General features: G+C 70.3%; 18 protein-coding genes. 11 read left to right on the top strand and 7 right to left on the bottom strand.

Annotation, left to right across the window (positions count from 1 at the left end; genetic code table 11):
• A partial coding sequence (locus GXP76_RS12475) for a cell wall metabolism sensor histidine kinase WalK (protein WP_242571565.1) occupies positions 1–1,131 on the top strand: 1,131 nt, incomplete at its 5' end.
• Here the strand turns inward: GXP76_RS12475 and GXP76_RS12480 are convergent.
• From GXP76_RS12480 to GXP76_RS12495, 4 genes are all read right to left on the bottom strand, one after another.
• Complete coding sequence (locus GXP76_RS12480) at positions 1,081–1,557, bottom strand: MarR family winged helix-turn-helix transcriptional regulator (RefSeq protein ID WP_242571566.1); 477 nt, start codon at positions 1,555–1,557, stop codon at positions 1,081–1,083. The two genes, GXP76_RS12475 and GXP76_RS12480, sit on opposite strands and share 51 nt — an antisense overlap.
• 135 nt (positions 1,558–1,692) lie before the next feature.
• Entirely contained in the window at positions 1,693–2,469 is a 777-nt protein-coding gene (locus GXP76_RS12485; protein WP_242571567.1) for an AIM24 family protein, read from the bottom strand.
• The gene (locus tag GXP76_RS12490) at positions 2,466–3,116 is read right to left on the bottom strand and encodes an AIM24 family protein (RefSeq protein WP_242571568.1); all 651 of its coding nucleotides are present in this window, start codon (positions 3,114–3,116) and stop codon (positions 2,466–2,468) included. Before GXP76_RS12490 ends, GXP76_RS12485 begins: the two co-directional genes overlap by 4 nt.
• On the bottom strand, positions 3,116–3,754 hold the full coding sequence (locus GXP76_RS12495) for an AIM24 family protein (RefSeq protein WP_308354126.1): 639 nt from the start codon (positions 3,752–3,754) through the stop codon (positions 3,116–3,118). Before GXP76_RS12495 ends, GXP76_RS12490 begins: the two co-directional genes overlap by 1 nt.
• 197 nt (positions 3,755–3,951) lie before the next feature.
• Between GXP76_RS12495 and GXP76_RS12500 the strand changes: the two genes are divergently transcribed.
• The 4 genes from GXP76_RS12500 (at position 3,952) to GXP76_RS12515 (ending at position 8,540) form a co-directional block, all read left to right on the top strand.
• The gene (locus GXP76_RS12500; RefSeq protein WP_242571569.1) at positions 3,952–4,296 is read left to right on the top strand and encodes a DUF3817 domain-containing protein; all 345 of its coding nucleotides are present in this window, start codon (positions 3,952–3,954) and stop codon (positions 4,294–4,296) included.
• Positions 4,293–4,586 (top strand): MTH1187 family thiamine-binding protein, encoded by a 294-nt coding sequence (locus tag GXP76_RS12505; RefSeq protein WP_242571570.1) that lies wholly within the window; start codon positions 4,293–4,295, stop codon positions 4,584–4,586. The genes GXP76_RS12500 and GXP76_RS12505 overlap by 4 nt, the downstream gene beginning before the upstream one ends.
• Before the next feature lie 222 nt (positions 4,587–4,808).
• Positions 4,809–6,572 (top strand): glycosyltransferase family 2 protein, encoded by a 1,764-nt coding sequence (locus GXP76_RS12510; protein ID WP_242571571.1) that lies wholly within the window; start codon positions 4,809–4,811, stop codon positions 6,570–6,572.
• Between the two features lie 3 nt (positions 6,573–6,575).
• Positions 6,576–8,540, top strand: coding sequence for a galactose oxidase-like domain-containing protein (locus GXP76_RS12515; protein ID WP_242571572.1), 1,965 nt, complete (start codon positions 6,576–6,578; stop codon positions 8,538–8,540).
• A gap of 34 nt (positions 8,541–8,574) precedes the next feature.
• On the opposite strand, the gene GXP76_RS12520 is transcribed toward GXP76_RS12515, so the two are convergent.
• Positions 8,575–9,612 carry a glycoside hydrolase family 6 protein gene (locus tag GXP76_RS12520; RefSeq protein ID WP_242571573.1) on the bottom strand — a complete coding sequence of 346 codons (1,038 nt, stop codon included), beginning with the start codon at positions 9,610–9,612 and terminating at the stop codon, positions 8,575–8,577.
• A gap of 70 nt (positions 9,613–9,682) precedes the next feature.
• Complete coding sequence (locus tag GXP76_RS12525) at positions 9,683–10,663, bottom strand: DUF5937 family protein (protein WP_242571574.1); 981 nt, start codon at positions 10,661–10,663, stop codon at positions 9,683–9,685.
• Between the two features lie 79 nt (positions 10,664–10,742).
• On the opposite strand from GXP76_RS12525, the gene GXP76_RS12530 reads away from it, so the two are divergent.
• From GXP76_RS12530 to GXP76_RS12545, 4 genes are all read left to right on the top strand, one after another.
• Positions 10,743–12,260: an MFS transporter gene (locus tag GXP76_RS12530; protein ID WP_374360779.1), complete on the top strand. Its 1,518-nt coding sequence runs from the start codon at positions 10,743–10,745 to the stop codon at positions 12,258–12,260.
• A 10-nt stretch (positions 12,261–12,270) separates the two neighbouring features.
• A complete protein-coding gene (locus tag GXP76_RS12535; protein WP_242571576.1) occupies positions 12,271–12,780 on the top strand; it encodes a MarR family winged helix-turn-helix transcriptional regulator in 510 nt (169 codons plus the stop codon).
• Between the two features lie 45 nt (positions 12,781–12,825).
• A complete protein-coding gene (locus GXP76_RS12540) occupies positions 12,826–13,152 on the top strand; it encodes a DUF3817 domain-containing protein (protein ID WP_242571577.1) in 327 nt (108 codons plus the stop codon).
• A gap of 127 nt (positions 13,153–13,279) precedes the next feature.
• The gene (locus GXP76_RS12545) at positions 13,280–14,998 is read left to right on the top strand and encodes a methylmalonyl-CoA mutase (RefSeq protein WP_242571578.1); all 1,719 of its coding nucleotides are present in this window, start codon (positions 13,280–13,282) and stop codon (positions 14,996–14,998) included.
• A gap of 236 nt (positions 14,999–15,234) precedes the next feature.
• On the opposite strand, the gene GXP76_RS12550 is transcribed toward GXP76_RS12545, so the two are convergent.
• Positions 15,235–15,864 carry a TetR/AcrR family transcriptional regulator gene (locus tag GXP76_RS12550; RefSeq protein WP_242571579.1) on the bottom strand — a complete coding sequence of 210 codons (630 nt, stop codon included), beginning with the start codon at positions 15,862–15,864 and terminating at the stop codon, positions 15,235–15,237.
• Positions 15,865–16,247: 383 nt separating this feature from the next.
• Between GXP76_RS12550 and GXP76_RS12555 the strand changes: the two genes are divergently transcribed.
• Together GXP76_RS12555 and GXP76_RS12560 are read left to right on the top strand one after the other, a co-directional pair.
• Positions 16,248–17,225: a tetratricopeptide repeat protein gene (locus GXP76_RS12555; protein ID WP_242571580.1), complete on the top strand. Its 978-nt coding sequence runs from the start codon at positions 16,248–16,250 to the stop codon at positions 17,223–17,225.
• A gap of 606 nt (positions 17,226–17,831) precedes the next feature.
• Positions 17,832–18,461, top strand: a complete 630-nt coding sequence (locus tag GXP76_RS12560; RefSeq protein ID WP_147873795.1) for a DUF6230 family protein — start codon at positions 17,832–17,834, stop codon at positions 18,459–18,461.
• The last annotated feature ends 65 nt before the right edge of the window (positions 18,462–18,526 follow it).

The raw sequence follows: 18,526 nt of genomic DNA on the forward strand, positions 1-18,526 counted from the left end.
CCGGCCGACGGGAAGGTCTCCGGGCCCCTCGGGCACAGCGACGGAAGCGTGAGCGTCAACGGCACGACCGTGGACTACCGCTTCTCGGAGCGCCGGGTCACCGCGATGGCGGGCGGCCCCTACGTGGTCCATGTCGGCGCCTCGCTCGGCCCGCAGCAGAGCGCCGTCGCCGCCACGCAGATCGCGATGCTCATCGGGCTGCCCGCCCTGCTCGTCGTCGTCGGCGGCGTGACCTGGCTGGTGACACGGCGCGCGCTGCAGCCCGTCGAGGGCATCAGGCGCGAGATGGCCGCCATCACCGCCTCCGAGGACCTGAGCAGGCGGGTGCCCGAGCCGGGCACCCACGACGAGGTCGCGAAGCTGGCCCGTACGACCAACGAGACGCTCACCGCGCTCGAAGCCTCCGTCGAACGCCAGCGCCGTTTCGTCGCCGACGCCTCGCACGAGCTGCGCAGCCCCATCGCCTCGCTCCGCACCCAGCTCGAAGTGGGCGTGGCGCACCCGGAGTTGCTGGACGTACCGGGCGCGGTGACCGACACCGTACGGCTCCAGCAACTCGCCGCCGATCTGCTGCTGCTGGCCCGTCTCGACGCGGGGGAGCAGGCCGGGCGTACGCGGCTGGATCTGGCCGCGCTGGTGCGTGAGGAGGTCTCGCAGCGGTCGGCCGACCGGATCCCGGTGCTGCCGGACGTCGGAGACAGCGCCGAAGTCGCCGGCTCACGGAGCCAGTTGGCGCGGGTGCTGGGCAATCTGCTGGACAACGCGCAGCGCCACGCGGCCGGTGAGATCCGGGCGACGGTGCGCCGGGAGGGAGCCCAGGTGGTGCTCGCGGTCTCCGACGACGGGGCGGGGGTGCCGGAGGAGGAGCGGGAGCGGATCTTCGAGCGGTTCGTACGGCTCGACGACGCCCGCAGCAGGGACGACGGCGGCGCCGGGCTGGGCCTCGCGATCGCCCGCGACGTGGCACACCGGCACGGCGGCACCCTGGAGGTCGGCCGCGCTGAGGCGGGCGGCGCCCTGTTCGAGTTGCGCCTGCCCGCCGCGGGCCGGGACCCGGAGCGACCTGTCCCGGCCGGTGCCTCAGCTCTTGGCGCGGCGCCCGCGCAGGTGCTCGGCGACCGGCGTGAGTGATGTGCTCAGCGCGGCGAGAGCCTCGGGCGGCAGGAGGTCGATGAAGTGCTTCCGTACGGAGGCGACATGGTGCGGGGCGACCTTCTGCATCGTCTCCATGCCCTGGTCGGTGAGGACGGCGAAGAGGCCGCGCCGATCCGACTCGCAGTTCTCCCGGCGGACCAGTCCCGCTGTCTCCAGCCGGGTGATCTGGTGCGAGAGACGGCTCTTGGACTGGAGCGTGGCGGCGGCGAGGTCGCTCATCCGCAGGCGCCTCTCCTCGGCCTCGGAGAGGTTGACCAGGATCTCGTAGTCGTTGTTCGTCAGCCCGAACGGCTGGAGGTCCTTCTCCAACTGGTGCATCAGCAGTCTGCTGACGTCCAGATGGGTGCGCCAGGTGCACTGCTCCGCGTCACTCAGCCAGCGGGTGGCCGTCTCGGTCTCCATGTATGAATTCTACCTAAGATGTTGAAATTTGGACGAAGTTCCGGAGTGTGACGCCGGGCACAGGAAAGTCCGTGCCGGAACATCCCGGCACGGAAAGGGCGCACACGTTCGAGGTCACACTCCGCAGACTACCGTTTACAGCCCGAAGCGTCGCTGGAGGTCGCCGAGCTGTCCCGGCATCCGGGGCGTGCCGCCCGGCTGTCCGGCCGGTGGGGCCCCGCCGCCCGGTACACCCGGCTCGTTCGGCACCACGCCGCGCGCCGTCTCGGCCAGCAGCGCCTCGCTGGACTGGAGGAGCACCGTCCCCGCCCCGACGAACTCGAACTGGTGCTCCTCGCCCGACGACCCGCCGAGCCCGCTCATCGCCCGCAGCCCGCCCATCACCCCGGTCATATAGGCGTGGTCGTAGTGGTGGCACGGCGACGGGCAGTCCGCCCAGCCCACCAGGGCCTGCGGATCCACCCGGAGCGGCGGCTCCATGAAGACCACCGGACCGTTCGACGCGGCCACGAACTTCCCCGTGCCGATCAGGGTCAGGAAACCCGGCACGATCGACTGCTTGAGCGCCAGCGACGGCTCGTACGCCAGCAGATTCCCCGAGCGGACCGTCAGATTGCCGTTCTCCAGGTCGAAGGAGTTCACGTCGAACGCGCGGTCGGCGAGGAGCATCTTGCCGCTGCCCTCCGCCACCACCCAGTCGCTCGCGTGCAGCGGCGAGTGGAAACTGCCGCGCACCAGCCGGTCGAGCCTGCCGTGGCCGATGCCGTTGAAGTCGATCCGCCCGTAGTAGGCGATCATCTTGCCCTTCTGGAGGAACCACTGGCTCCCCTTCAGCTCCACGCAGAAGGTGTACGCGTTGACGTTGTCGTCGCTCGGCAGCGTCATCGGGTCGTGGATCACGGGCGCGCTCACAGCTTCTCCTCCGACGCCTGGACGTACACCGCACCGTTGCCGCTCAGCTCCAGCTGGAACGCCTCGCCCGAGCCCCGGCCCACCATGTCCCGCCAGCCGACCGCGGTGGAGAGCTTGTTCCGTACGTCGCCGTGGTGGGCGACGTACGCCTGCGGGTCGACATGGACCGTACGGCCCTGGCCGATCGGCAGCTCGATGATCCCGCCGTGCGCCATGACGGCGACCGAGCCATGACCCTTGAGCGTGGTGGTGAACAGGCCCTGGCCCGTCACCTGGCCGCGCACCATCCCCATCACGCCGCCCTGCGCGCCCATGAACATCGTGCCCTGCTCCAGCGACCCGTCGAACGCGAGCAGGCGGTCGGCCTCCACGTAGAGGGTGTCGCCGGAGAGTTCGATCACCTGGATGTGGTGACCGCCGTGACCGAACATCACGGTGCCGCTCCCCTCGACCGTCATCAGCGGGGTCGCCTCGCCCGCCACGCGCCGGCCGATCATCGACATCACACCGCCCTGGCCGCCCGCCGTGTTCGGGGTGAACGTGACGTCGCCCCGGTAGGCGAGCATCGCGCCGCGCTGGCTGAACATCCGCCGGCCCGGCGCCACCGTCGCCTCGACCACCTTCGAGTTGATCTCCCGGAACGGCATCAGACATCGCCCCCGACGGTGTTGCGCTCGCTGGGCTGCACGTACACCAGACCGTCGCCCTCGAACCGCATCTGGAAGGCCTCGCCACCGCCCTCGCCCATGATCGTCCGGAAGTTCACACCGGACTGGAGGTGCTGCTGGAGGTTGCCCTGGTGGGCGACGTACGCGCCGGGGTCGACGGAGAGCGGGTACTGGGGTGTCACCCGGAGCACCACGGCCAGGCCGTCCGACATGATCGCCGCCTGGCCCGTGCCCTCGACGGTCGTCGTGAACAGACCGTTGCCGCTCGCGCCGCCGCGCAGACCGGTGAAGCTGGTGCCGGTGCGCAGACCGCCGTCCGTGCACAGCAGGTTGCTCGATTCCACGTACAGCTTGTCGCCGTGCAGGGAGACAAGGCTGATCTCGCTGGCACGGTCCGCGAAGAAGCAGGTGCCCTCGCCCTTCACCTCCATCATGACCATCTGTTCGCCGGTCAGGCGGCGGGTCACCATCCCCCGTATGCCCTCACCGCCGCCGGACAGCTTCTTGAACGCCATCCGGCCGTCGTAGGCGACCATCGAGCCGTTCTTCGCCCGTACCGAGTCGCCCGCCATGTCGACGGCGAGCACCTTGCTGCCTTGGAGTCGCAACTGAGCCACAGGTCGAAGGTAGCCGGACCCGGATAAAAAGCGGGCAAAGCCTGGTGCCACAATGAGACGTCGCTTGTGCACGCGTTCACAAGATGATCACGCGCGTGCGGCACTCGCGCGCGGCCGTGCGTGCGACGACCGCGACGAGCATGACGCGCACGACGACGATCACGACGCCCCCCCCCGACGACGAAGGTGCCTGCCTCGTGGACATCAAGACCGCCTCATCCCTCCACCGTCTCCGCCTCGTATCGGCGCCGGAGGCCGTGTCCTTCCTGCTGCTGCTCGTCTGCTCCGTGCTCAAGCGCACGACGGACTTCAACGCCGTCCCGGTGATGGGCGCGATCCACGGGCTGCTCTTCGTCCTGTACGTGCTCTTCTGGCTGGACGCCTGGAGGCGCACCAAGTGGTCGCTCGGCACCGCCGCCCTCTACTTCGTGCTCTCGGTCCTGCCCGCCGGCGGCTTCTACGCCGACCGCAGGCTCAGGCGTGAGGCCGAGGACGAGGTCATCGCCTCGCGCGCCCGCCGCGAGGGCACGGTCAGCGCATGATCGTCGCCTTCTCCATCACACCGCTCGGGGTGGGCGAGGACGTGGGGGAGTACGTCGCCGACGCCGTCCGGGTCGTACGCGAGTCCGGGCTGCCCAACCACACCGACGCCATGTTCACCTCCGTCGAGGGCGAGTGGGACGAGGTGATGGACGTGGTCAGGCGGGCGGTCGCCGCCGTCGAGGCGCGGGCCCCGCGCGTCTCGCTCGTCCTGAAGGCCGACGTACGGCCGGGCGTCACCGACGGCCTCAACTCCAAGGTCGAGACGCTGGAACGGCACCTCGCCGGCTGACCGCCGACCGATGTGTCCCTGATCGCCGGGCGGGCCGCACGCGGCCCGCCCGGCGATCGCGCGTCCGGCGCTCCCCTTCTGCGGCCCGGGCCCGAGAACACGCCCCCGACCGCCCGCGATCCGGCGCCCCTTACCGCCACTCGCACGGACGACCCCAGTCGACACGCCGAGGTATATCCACTTTTCTGAGGATATCGACCTCGCCCAATCGCTGGAGGTACCGTGCGGCCGGAGGGCTACGACTACGAGACCCACAGCCGCCTCGCGGGACCCCTGACCGAGCCCGACCGCACCACCGCCTACCAGGTGCGGTACCGGAGTCTGCTCGCGCAGGAACCCCACCGGGTCCGGGCCGTCGTGCTCATGGTCATGGCACCACTCCTCTCCGGCGTGCTGATGGTCTATCTGATCTGGCCGACCCACTGGACCGAACGCGAGGGCGGCGCCCGCTGGCTGGTCGCCTTCGACACCGTGATGCTCGTGTCGATCGGGCTCATCGCCTTCTTCATGCTCGTCAACGTCGCCTCCATCGCACACGCCACGCTGGTCGCCCGCGACCCCGTCCCGGTGGTCGCCGAACTGGGCACCCGCGTCGCCTTCGTCACCACGTACGTCCCCGGCAAGGAACCGCTCTCCATGCTGCGGACCACCCTCGAAGGAGCCGTACGGCTGCGCCACACCGGGCCCCTGGACATCTGGCTGCTCGACGAGGGGGACGACCCCGCCGCCCGGCGGCTCTGCCGCGAACTGGGGGTGCGGCACTTCAGCCGGCTCGGCGTGCCCGAGTGGAACCGCGCCAAGGGCGTCCACAAGGCCAGGACCAAGCACGGCAACTACAACGCCTGGCTCGCGATGCACGGCGACGACTACGACTTCTTCGCCTCCGTCGACACCGACCACGTGCCGCTGCCCAACTTCCTGGAGAGGATGCTCGGCTTCTTCCGCGACCCCGACGTCGCCTTCGTCGTCGGCCCGCAGGTGTACGGCAACTACGACTCGGCGGTCACCAAGGCCGCCGAGTCGCAGCAGTTCCTCTTCCACGCGCTGATCCAGCGGGCCGGAAACCACTACCACGCCCCCATGTTCGTCGGCACCAACAACGCCGTACGGATCAGCGCCCTCAAACAGGTCGGCGGCCTCTACGACTCCATCACCGAGGACATGGCCACCGGCTTCGAACTGCATCGCGGGAGGAACCCGCAGACCGGCCGGTACTGGCGGTCCGTCTACACCCCCGACGTCCTCGCCGTGGGCGAGGGCCCCGAGTCCTGGACCGACTTCTTCACCCAGCAGCTCCGCTGGTCGCGGGGCACGTACGAGACCATCCTCAGGCAGTACGGCAAGGCGCTGTTCCGGGTGCCGCCCGGCCGCCTCCTCAGTTACACGCTGATGCTCGTCTACTACCCGATGACCGCGATCAACTGGCTCCTCGGCATCCTCAGCTGCGTGCTGTTCCTCTGGCTCGGCGCCTCGGGCACCCAGGTGTCGTCCTCGCTCTGGCTGATGCTCTACAGCGACGCCGCCGCCTGCCAGATCGGCCTCTACCTCTGGAACCGGCGCCACAACGTCTCACCGCACGAGCCCGAGGGGTCCGGCGGACTCGCCGGCATGGTCATGTCGGCGCTCTGCGCGCCGGTCTACCTCAAGTCGCTGGGCTCGGCGGTGCTGCGCACCAGCGGCCGCTTCGTGGTCACCCCCAAGGGCGGCAAGACCAGTGCCGACCGTCTCATGACCTTCCGGCTGCACCTGTTCTGGGCGGTCGTGCTGACGACGTCACTCGCGGCGTCCGTGCACTTCGGCCATACGCACGCCGCGATGCGCACCTGGGCCGTACTGGCGCTGGTCATCTCGCTCGCCCCGGTGGCCGTCTGGGCCGTGACCACCCTGCGCGGGCGCCGCGACGCCGCGCACGTCCTGCCGCTGCCCGTCGACGACGGACCGGAGCAGCCCGAGCCGGCGCTCGCCACGACGACAGGAGGGAACTGAGTCATGGCCTACCGGCCCTCGCGCAAGTTCAAGAAGACGCTGCTCGGCGGTGGCGCCGTGCTGGTGCTGATGTCGCTGAACGCGCCGGCCGCCATCTCCTTCGCGGAGGAGAAGTACCACGCGTACAAGATCGCGCAGCCCGGCTACAAGGCGCGGTACGGCTCCTGGGAGGTGCTGCACGTCCCCGAGGAGTACCGCACCAACGCGATCCACGCCGCACTGCTGCACACCGGCAAGGTGCTGCTGATCGCCGGATCCGGCAACAGCCAGGAGAAGTTCGACGCGGGCACCTTCGACACCGTCCTGTGGGACCCGGCGGACAACTCGTACCGGAAGATCCCCACCCCCGAGGACTTCTTCTGCTCGGGCCACTCCCAACTGCCCGACGGGCGGCTGCTGGTGGCCGGCGGCACCGCGCGCTACGAGGTCCTCGACGGGGAGGTCGACCGCGCGGGCGGCGGGATGCGCGTCAAGAACGAGAACCCGGACAAGGCGCGGACCTTCAAGAAGGGCACCCGCTTCCGCTCGCCGTCCGGTGTCGAGTACGTGAGCAAGTTCGACGTCACCGTGCCCAGGGCGAAGCGGGACTTCAAGATCTCGTACGCCGAGAGCGGCCGGATGCTGCCGTGGAAGACGAAGGTCACGGCGGGCGAGGCACGCGTCTTCGTGGAGGCCGTGGAGAAGGGCCCGCGGGCGCTGACGACGGAGGCGGCGCAGTACGAGATCGTCGGCCTCAAGGGCAAGGACGCGGAGAACCACTACGGCCTGGCGCAGAAGCTGACCACGGAGAAGCAGGACTTCCAGGGGATCAAGGCGGCGTACGAGTTCGATCCGGTCGCCGAGAGGTACGTCAGGGTCGACCCGATGAAGGAGGCCCGCTGGTACCCGACGCTGCTCACCCTGGAGGACGGCCGGGTGCTCGCCGTCTCGGGCCTGGACGACGTCGGCGCCGTACTCACCGGGGACAACGAGATCTACGACCCCGGGTCCAAGAAGTGGTCCAAGGGCCCCACGCGCTACTTCCCGACGTATCCCGCGCTCTTCCTCACCAAGGGCGGCAAGGTCTTCTACTCGGGCTCCAACGCGGGTTACGGGCCCGCCACGGCCGGCCGCCAGCCGGGGCTGTGGGACCTGGACAAGAACATCTTCACGAAGGTCGACGGGCTCAGCCGGCTCGACCAGACGGAGACCTCGGCCTCGCTGGTGCTGCCTCCCGCGCAGGACCAGCGGGTGATGGTCATGGGCGGCGGCGGGGTCGGCGAGTCGTCCAAGTCCACGTCGCGCACGGCGATCGTGGATCTGAAGGAGGACAGCCCGGCCTTCCGGGCCGGGCCGGACCTGCCGCAGGGGACGCGCTATCTCAGCAGCGTGATCATGCCGGACGACACGGTCTTCACGAGCGGCGGTTCGTCCGACTACCGGGGGCGCAACGCCAGCGACATCCTCAAGGCGCAGTTCTACGACCCGAGGACGAACACCTTCAAGAAGGCGGCCGATCCGACGGTCGGCCGCAACTACCACTCCGAGGCGCTGCTGCTGCCCGACGGGCGGGTGGCGACCTTCGGATCCGATCCGCTCTTCGACGACGCCGACAACACGAAACTCGGCACGTTCGAGCAGCGCGTGGAGATCTACACGCCGCCCTCCTTGGAAGGCGACCGCGAGAAGCGGCGGCCGGTGCTGGGGGAGGGGCCGGCGGAACTCGACCAGAACGGGCGCGCCACCTTCCGTACGGAGAACTCCCGGCGGATCGAGAAGGCGCGGCTGATGCGGCCGAGCGCGGTCACGCACAGCACGGACGTGGAACAGCGCTCGATCGACCTCGCCCTGACCAAGCGGGGCGGCTCCGTGACGGTGGACGTCCCGTCGGACCCGACGCTGGTGCCGCCCGGCTGGTACATGCTGTTCGTGACGGACGAGGCGGGGGTGTCGTCGGAGGCGAAGTGGATCCAGGTGAAGGGCGAGTAGCGGTGGGGCCGGGAGGTTCGCGCCGCTACGGACGTCACGCGTCCGCGCGGCGGGCGAGTCCGAGGGCGTAGTCCGGCCACCAGGTGCCCGCCGCCGGGCCGCCCCGGCAGGGGCCGTCCGAGTCGCCGGGCCGTTTGATCCACAGGTACGCGTCGATCAGCGCGTCACCGGTCTCGGCGGTCGGCGGCGTACCGAGCGACCTGCCGGGTGGATTGCACCAGGCCTCGTCCCCCTCGCCCTTGAGAGGGCCCTCGCCGTTGCGGCTGGTGTCGACGGTGAAGTGGGCGCCGTCGAGGAGCCCCGACAACTCGGTGCCGAAGGTCTTGACGGCGTCGTCCGTCTCGAAGTTGGAGACGTTGAGCGAGAAGCCGTCCGCCCGTGCGACACCGGCCGAGCGCAGCGGCTCCGCGATCTTCTCCGGTTCCTTGATCCAGTTCGGATTGCCCGCGTCCAGGTAGACCTTGGTGCCCGGCTGCCGCTTCAGCCGCTCGATCGCGTCGGAGAGGAGCCGGTTGCGCTCGGCGTGGTGCTCGGCGGGGGTGCAGCCGTCCACGAGGTGGGAAACGGCGTCCGGTTCCAGGATCACCAGGGCGCGGGCGTCGCCGATCGCGCCGGCGAAGGAGTCGATCCAGTCGAGGTAGGCGCGGCCGTCACGGGCGCCGCCGGCCGAGTAGAGGCCGCAGTCGCGGTGCGGGATGTTGTACGCGACGAGCACCACCGTGCGCTTTCCCGCCGCGCCCTTGACGGCCCTGCGGATCCCCGGCGCGGGGTCGTCGCCGGAGGGCCAGTCGGCCACGGGGCGCTCGGAGATCCGCTTGAGGAGCTTCGCGTCCTCGGCCCGGCCCTCGGCCTGCCACTTCTCGACCTGGCGCGCCGCGTCGCTCTGCGGGTCCACCCAGAACGGTGAGCCGCCGGTGGGGGCGGCCTCGCCCCGTACGGCCGGGGTGCCGGTCCTGTCGGGCGCGGGGGCGCCGGAGCCGGACGAGCAGGCGGTGAGGGCCGGCGCGAGCGCGAGAACGGCGGCGGAGGCCGAGACGGCGGCGGAGAGGCGGCGCGGTGTGCGGCTGGACATCCAGCCCCCTTGAACGACCGGAGAAGCACAGGACCGAACAATCGTGACATAACGGTCACAGTCCGTTGCGTTACGACACCGCCAGCGCGATCCCCAGCGGTGTCCGCTCGTACAGCACCTGGTGCGAATGGCGCCGCGACGTCAGCAGGCCCGCGTCGCGCAGCACCGACAGGTGCGCGGAGACGGAGGAGGGCGCGAGGCCCAGCCGGTGCGCCAGCGCGGTGGTCCCGGCGGGTTCGTCGAGCGCGCACAGGACGTCGGCCCGGACCCGGCCGAGCAGCCGGGCGAGTGCGTCCGGCGTGCGGTCGGCCGCCTCCGTCCACAGGCCGCCGATACCGCGTGCCGGATAGATCACGGCGGGCTGCCACGGTGGCTCGTGCCCGCCGATGATCTCGGGCCAGGTGAAGACGCTCGGTACGAGGACGAGACCGAGTCCGCCGAGTACGCGGTCGTGGTCGCCGCGCGTGCCGAGGACGGTGAGGGTGGAGTCGGCCCAGACGAGCCGGGGGCTCAACTCGCCCAGCAGCCGCCCGAATCCGACCTCGGCGAGCCTCCGCGAGTGATAGGCGATGTCGGCTTCGAGCAGCGCGCGCAGACGGGGCCAGTCGGGCTCGATCAACCGCTGCCAGACCTGCTCCAGCAGATCGGCGAGCTCCCGCACCGCCCGCGCGGGATCGTCCAGCATTCTGCGCCCGGCATCGCTCTCGGCGGCGCCGGGCGTCTCGGCGAGCGCGAGGGTCAGGTCCCGGCGGGCGAAGTCGAGGGGCGTCGACCGCACCAGCGCGATCTCCTCGGCGAAGCTGACGACGGGGCTCTCCGGCGGCGGGCAGAAGAAATCGGGGTTGTGCCCGACCTGCGGCATCAGCAGCCACAGCGGCCGCAGATCGATCCCCGCCGCGGCGTCCCTGATCCGCCGCAGCCACGGCAGGTGGTAGCCGTGCCGGTCGGGCCGCGAGAGGGTGCGCACGGCCTCCTGCGTCTCCCAGAGCGGGGACAGGGCGAACCGGCAGCGCAGCAGGTCGTGCTCCCCGAAGTGCAACTGGAACGCCACGCGGGTCCTCGCTCGGTGGAGAGATTCGGCTGGAGCCGAAAGTCTAGTGCCGCCCCCGCGGCGGCGCGAGGCTGCTCCCATGCCGACCGAACCAGTCAACCCGTCGAGCGAGACCACCCCACCTGCCGCGGGCACCCCACCGGTGTCCTCAATCGCCGGACGGGCTGAGTCGGGTCGCTCGGACGCGGGGCCGGCGGTAGTCACCGGGGCAGTGGCACCCGCGCCCGACGGCTCGGAGTCCTCGCCTGCGCCGGGCACCCCACCGGTGTCCTCAATCGCCGGACGGGCTGAATCAACCGGTCCGGGCGCGGTGTCCTCGGTCGGCGGGGGCTCTGGACCGGTCGCCGAGGGCGAGGCCGCGCGCGGATACCGCGAGGTGTTCCGCGTGCGCGAGTTCCGCTTCGTGTTCGCCGCGCATCTGCTCTCGCTCCTCGGGGTCGTCGTCACCGAGATCTCCCTCACCGTCCTTGTCTACGACCTCACCGGATCGCCCCTCCTCAGCGCCCTCACCTTCGCGCTCGGCCTGCTGCCCTACGTCTTCGGCGGGACGCTCCTCGCGGGCGTGGCCGACCGGTTTCCCGCCCGGCGGGTGCTCGTGGTCTGTGATCTCGTCTGCGCGGCGTGCGTCGCCGTGATGGTCGCCCCCGGGACGCCCGTCGCGGGGCTGCTCGCCCTGCGGTGCGCCGTCGCCGCCGTCGCGCCCGTGTTCACCGGGACCCGCATGGCGGCGCTCACCGACATCCTCGGGGAAGGGGACCTCTACGTCCTCGGGCGCTCGATCCTGAGGATCGTGTCGCAGAGCGCGCTCCTCGTCGGGTTCGCCGTCGGCGGCGTCCTTCTCGCCGTCGTACCCCCGCGCGGGGCGATCGCGATCACCGTCGTCACCTTCCTCTGCTCGGCCGCACTGCTGCGCTTCGGTACCAAGGACAGGCCCGCCCGCCTTCCCAAGAAGGACGACGGCACGAATCTGCTGCGGGACTCGCTCGACGGCGCCCGGCTGGTCTTCGCCGACCGGCGGATCCGCGCGCTGACACTGCTCTTCTGGATCCCCGCCATGTTCGTCGTCGCGCCCGAGGCGCTGATGGCGCCGTACGCCGACCAGATCGGCGTCGGCCCCGCCGCGCTCGGACTGATGATGTGTGCGATGCCGGTCGGACACATCGCGGCCGAACTCGTCGCGGGCTCCGCCCTCAGCCCCCGCTCACGCTCGCGGATCGTGCTCCCGTCCGCCGCGGTGGGGCTGCTGCCCCTGCTCGTCTACGCCCTCACGCCCGGCATCGGCCTGGCCGTGCTCGCCCTCGCGCTGTCCGGCGTCGGCGCCGTGTACGTCATCGGCCTCGACCAGTGGTTCGTGGACGCGGTCCCCGACGAACTCCGTGGCCGGGCCATGACGTTGATGACCGCCGGACTGATGACGGTGCAGGGCCTCGGCATGGCGCTGGCCGGTCTCGCCGCCGAGTTCCTGCCCGTGCACCAGGTCGTCGCCGGGGCCGGCGTGATCGGAACCGTCTGTTCCGTCGTCCTCGTCCACGAGGTGCGCCGGACCGCCCCCCGTAATCCGGGAGTAGGGGCAGACCGCCATATGACCACTCGGTAAGGTCGCTGACGTGTCCAAGCCGCTCAGCCTTGCCTTCGATCCCATCGCCCGAGCCGACGAGCTCTGGCAGCAGCGCTGGGGCCCCGTGCCGTCGATGGGCGCCATCACGTCGATCATGCGGGCCCATCAGATCCTGCTCGCCGAGGTCGACGCGGTGGTCAGACCGTACGGGCTGACCTTCGCCCGGTACGAGGCACTGGTGCTGCTCACCTTCTCCAAGGCTGGTGAGCTGACCATGTCCAAGATCGGCGAGCGGCTGATGGTCCACCCGACGTCCGTCACGAACACGGTGGACCGGCTGGTCAAGGCCGGTCTGGTCGACAAGCGCCCCAACCCCAACGACGGCCGCGGCACCCTCGCCTCGATCACCGACAGGGGCCGCGAGGTGGTGGAGGCCGCGACCCGCGACCTGATGGAGATGGAGTTCGGCCTCGGGGCGTACGACGCGGAGGAGTGCGCCGAGATCTTCGCGATACTGCGCCCGCTGCGCATCTCGGCCAAGGACTTCGAGGAGAACTGAGCCCCGCCGTCCGCGGGGACTTTTCGGGTCGTTACGCTCGTGGCCATGAAACAGAGCATCCTGACCCGCTACCGGGTCATGGCGTACATCACCGCCGTCTGGCTGCTGGTCTTCACCGTCGCCATCGTGCTGAAGTACGGCTTCGACACCGGCGACACCATGGTGATCTCCCAGATCCACGGTCTGCTCTTCATTGTCTACGTCGTCTTCGCCTTCGATCTGGGCTCCAAGGCGAAGTGGCCCTTCGGCAAGCTCCTGTGGGTGCTGGCCGCCGGCTGCATCCCGGTCGCCTCGTTCTTCGTCGAACCGAAGATCACCCGAGAGGTCCAGTCGCTGATCGTCCGGGACGAGACCGCCCCCGTCGAGGCCTGAGTCCGGCTGCCGGGCGGGGCTCCGAGCCCGCCGGGGAGCCGCCCGGCCCGGTCCCGCACACCGCCGTGAGGAAACTCGCGGCGGTTTACGTTCGACTTTTAGTAGGACGTCCTAGTAAATTCGGGGTATGGACGCTCACGCGCAGGCCGAGACCGCAGCGATCGAGGAAGGCCGCCGGCGCTGGCAGGCCCGTTACGACAAGGCCCGCAAGCGGGACGCGGACTTCTCCACGCTCTCCGGGGACCCCGTCGAGCCGGTCTACGGGCCGCGCCCGGGTGACACGTACGAGGGATTCGAGCGGATCGGCTGGCCGGGCGAGTACCCCTTCACCCGCGGACTGCACGCGACCGGCTACCGGGGCCGTACGTGGACGATCCGCCAGTTCGCCGGCTTCGGCAACGCGCGCCAGACCAACGAGCGCTACAAGACCATCCTCGCCAACGGCGGCGGCGGCCTCTCCGTCGCCTTCGACATGCCGACCCTCATGGGCCGCGACTCCGACGACCCGCGCTCCCTCGGCGAGGTCGGTCACTGCGGCGTGGCGATCGACTCCGCCGCCGACATGGAGGTCCTCTTCGGCGATCTCCCGCTCGGGGACGTCACGACGTCCATGACCATCAGCGGCCCCGCCGTCCCGGTCTTCTGCATGTATCTGGTCGCCGCCGAGCGCCAGGGCATCGACCCCTCCGTACTGAACGGCACGCTCCAGACCGACATCTTCAAGGAGTACATCGCGCAGAAGGAGTGGCTCTTCCAGCCCGAGCCCCATCTGCGGCTCATCGGCGACCTGATGGAGCACTGCGCGGCGTCCATCCCCGCGTACAAGCCCCTCTCCGTCTCCGGCTACCACATCCGCGAGGCCGGGGCCACGGCCGCGCAGGAACTGGCGTACACCCTTGCCGACGGCTTCGGCTACGTGGAGCTGGGCCTCTCGCGCGGCATGGACGTCGACGTCTTCGCCCCCGGTCTGTCCTTCTTCTTCGACGCGCACCTCGACTTCTTCGAGGAGATCGCCAAGTTCCGCGCCGCGCGCCGGATCTGGGCGCGCTGGATGAAGGAGACGTACGGCGCGAAGACGGACAAGGCGCAGTGGCTGCGCTTCCACACCCAGACGGCGGGCGTCTCGCTCACCGCCCAGCAGCCGTACAACAACGTCGTACGGACCGCGGTCGAGGCCCTGTCGGCGGTCCTCGGAGGCACGAACTCGCTGCACACCAACGCCCTGGACGAGACCCTGGCCCTGCCCAGCGAGCAGGCCGCCGAGATCGCGCTCCGTACCCAGCAGGTGCTCATGGAGGAGACCGGCGTCGCCAACGTCGCCGACCCGCTGGGCGGTTCCTGGTACGTGGAGCAGCTCACCGACCGCATCGAGGCCGACGCGGAGAAGATCTTCGAGCAGATCAAGGAGCGCGGCCGGCGCGCGCACCCCGACGGGCAGCACCCCATCGGCCCGATCACCTCCGGCATCCTGCGCGGCATCGAGGACGGCTGGTTCACCGGCGAGATCGCCGAGTCCGCCTTCCAGTACCAGCGCGCTCTGGAGAAGGGCGACAAGCGGGTCGTCGGCGTCAACGTCCACCACGGCTCGGTCACCGGCGACCTGGAGATCCTGCGGGTCAGCCACGAGGTCGAACGCGACCAGGTGGCGGAGCTGACGGACCGCAAGGCCGGCCGTGACGACGCCGCTGTCCGTACTGCGCTGGACGCGATGCTGGTCGCCGCGCGCGACGGGTCGAACATGATCGGCCCGATGCTGGAGGCTGTCCGCGCGGAGGCCACGCTGGGCGAGATCTGCGGCGTGCTGCGGGACGAGTGGGGCACGTACACGGAGCCGCCCGGCTTCTGACGGCCGGGCAGGACGCCGACCCGCCGGGAATCCGCCGGCGGTCGGCGCGGGCGCTCGTCCGGGGCGCGATCCCGTCGCGCACCCGCCCGTTCACCTCACTCGGCCGCTCCCCGGCGTACGGCCGGCCTCTCCCGCCTCCGTGAGGACGAATGCGCTCGATTCCCCGGCCGGCCGGGGACGGGCGATCAGATCGCCGTACACGGCCTCGACGTCGCCGGCCCGTTCGCCGTCCGCGCTCAGGCCCCCTGGACCGCGCCCAGTCCCGCCACCAGCAGCAGCGTGAAATCGCGCGCCCACTCCTCGTCCACCCGCTCCGCGCTCACCAGCGTCCGGTGCACCACGGCGCCCGCGATCACGTCGAAGATCAGGTCGGCGTTGCGGGCCGCCGCCTCGGGGTCGCTCTCGTACGGCAACTCACCCCGCGCCTGCGCCCGTTCACGGCCCTTGAGCACCAGGCCCTTCTGCCGGTCGACGATCGCCGTACGGATGCGGTCGCGCAGCGCGTCGTCCCGCGTCGACTCGGCGACGACCGCCATCAGCGCGGTCTTGGTCTCCGGCCGCTCCAGCAGGGCGGCGAACTGGAGCACCACGCCCTCGATGTCGGCGATGAGGCTGCCCCGGTCGTGGATCTCGATTTCGTCGAAGAGGACGGCGACCGCGTCGACCACCAACTCGTTCTTGCCCGACCAGCGCCGGTAGAGCGTGGTCTTGGCGACGCCCGCGCGGGCCGCGACATCGCCCATCGACAGCTTGGACCAGCCCAGTTCCACCAGCGCGGCCCGGGTCGCCAGCAGGATCGCGGTGTCGGCCGCGGCACTGCGGGGACGGCCGGAACGGTTGGGGCTGCGGTGGCTGCGGCTCAGCATGTCCGCGACCATACCCGTCGGTAAGGAATCCGTTGTGAGTCAGTTCACCGGACGAATCTCACACGGACGGGGGAGCTTCTCGGTTACGCTACGGCCCGTAGCGAAAGACCGTTTTCTCTTGAGCAGTTCCTGAGCGGTTCTTGAGCGGCGACCACTGGCTCGGGGTGGGGACCCCTGCCGAACCCTGTTCCCCATGGGGACTTGCCCCGAACGTGTTCAGGCTCGCGCGGGGCGCGAAGGCCGTGTCCCACCGTGTGCCCCGCACCCCGCGGGGCCCCTCGGCGGGTGCGGTCGTGTGCGGGCGGTTCGCTCCTGACGGGGCGGACGGTGCGAGATGTCCGATTGCTTTTCACATGCGCGCGCGGAGAGGGGAGGATGTACTCATGCAGCCTAGGAACATGTCCATGAGCGGTGTCGTCGATCTCGCCGCGGTGAAGGCGGCCGGTGAGGCCAAGGCCAAGGCCGAGCAGGCCCGCGCCGAGGCGGCCCGTCGGGGCGACACCGGTGCCGTACCCCCCTCCAGTCTGGTGATCGACGTCGACGAGGCGGGCTTCGAGCGCGATGTCCTCCAGCGCTCCGCCGAGGTCCCGGTCGTCATCGACTTCTGGGCCGAGTGGTGCGAGCCGTGCAAGCAGCTCAGTCCCGTACTGGAGCGGCTGGCCCGTGAGTACAACGGCCGGTTCGTTCTCGCCAAGGTCGACGTCGACGCCAACCAGATGTTGATGCAGCAGTTTCAGATCCAGGGCATCCCCGCGGTCTTCGCCGTGGTGGCGGGCCAGGCTCTGCCCCTCTTCCAGGGCGCGGCCCCCGAGGCCCAGATCCGCGAGACCCTCGACCAGTTGATCCAGGTCGGCGAGCAGCGCTTCGGCCTGACCGGGATCACGGTCGACGCCGAGGCCGGCGCGGAGCCCGGCGCGGACGCCGAGCCCGAGGAGCGGGTGGGGCCCTACGACGCGCTGCTCGAAGCCGCCGTACGCGCGCTGGACGCCGACGACTTCGGCGGCGCGGCGCAGGCGTACCGCAACGTGCTCGCCGACGATCCCGGCAACACCGAGGCGAAGCTCGGCCTCGCGCAGGCCGAACTGCTCGCCCGTGTGAAGGGGATGGACCCGCAGCAGGTGCGCAAGGAGGCGGCGGAGCGGGCGGACGACGTCCCCGCGCAGGTCGCCGCCGCCGACCTCGATCTGGTCGGCGGTCATGTGGAGGACGCCTTCGGCCGGTTGGTCGAGGCCGTACGGCGCACGGCCGGTGAGGACCGCGACGCGGCGCGGCTGCGGCTGCTCGAACTCTTCGAGGTGATCGGCTCGGACGACCCCCGGGTGACCGCCGCGCGGCAGGCACTTGCCAGGGTCCTTTTCTGACGGCGCACCGCCTCCGTCACGCGCTGCGAGGCGGCGCGTAACGATTTGCCGACTCGACGACCCGACGACCCCGCTTTACCAAAACTTGGTAAAGCGGGGTCGCTGTTACTCCGAGTAAATCAACCACCTGGGTCTGTCCGGTTATTGGCGGTATTCACGAGTTCTGTCGGGGTGATTTGGGGCACCCTGTGTGCCCGCGCGGCGCCGCCCCGTGGCTCCTGCGTGAACCACTCATTACTTGCCAGTAACGAACCCCCTTGTGTCCCGAGCGTGAATACACCACGATCGTCCACGCTCGGTCCGACAGCGCACCGGTACGGCGACCCAGTCGTGCCCACCGCGGTCGGGACCCCACCGGGCGGGCCGGCGGAGCGGTGGCGCCGACCCGGGACAGGGGGGTTCCCGCCGACCGGCGGGGCCTGTCCGGCGGCCACGCGACGCGCGTGGCCCAGTGGTTGTCGCTCGGGGGTGATCGTCGGTGATTCTGAGGCGGCTCGTTCCGCTGATACTTAACGGCGCTCTCCTTCCCGAGGACGTAGCACTTCTCCCATCCCAGGACGGGCCGACGCCCGATCCGGAGATGTACGTCCGAGAAGGAGGAAAGTGATGGAGTCCCAAGCACGTGGCGGGACCAGATGGAAGCGGTTCGCCGTCGTCATGGTGCCGAGCGTGGCCGCGACGGCCGCGATAGGTGTCGCTCTGGCACAGGGCGCGCTCGCCGCGTCGTTCAGTGTGTCGGGGCAGAGTTTCAAGGTCTCGGCCGACCAGTTGGTCGGCCAGGACTTCGTCCAGTACGGAAGTCTCGCCGACGGCACCGATCTCAAGGGCAACAAGACCGCCCACCCGGTGGCCGTTTCCGGTTTCAGCTCGGCCACGATCAGCAACATGTGCCAGTCGGTGGTCACTCCGGACGTCCCGATCTTCGGCAGTGTCAGCCTTGAGCTGCGCGCCGGCCAGGACAGCGCGAAGCCGGTCAAGGCGACGAACCTGTACCTGGATGTCGCCAAGCTCGAAGCCGACGCCAAGTTCAAGAACATCGACATCGGTGTGGCGGCCGGCGACACGAGGATCCAGCCGGGGACCGAGAAGAAGGTCAACCCCTTCGGCTTCGCGCAGCGTGCCGAAGAGGCGACGCTGACCGATGTGAAGCAGACGGCGTGGGCGACCACGGCCGGCACCTTCGAGCTCAGCGGACTGAGCCTGAAGCTGCACAAGGGCACGAAGGAGTGCTACTAGACCCTTACCGGGTCCTGAGCACTTCGCCCCCTGGGGCGGGCGCGCCCCGTTCGACGCGGTCGCGT

Source organism: Streptomyces sp. NP-1717, from assembly GCF_022695985.1.
Lineage (GTDB): Bacteria > Actinomycetota > Actinomycetes > Streptomycetales > Streptomycetaceae > Streptomyces.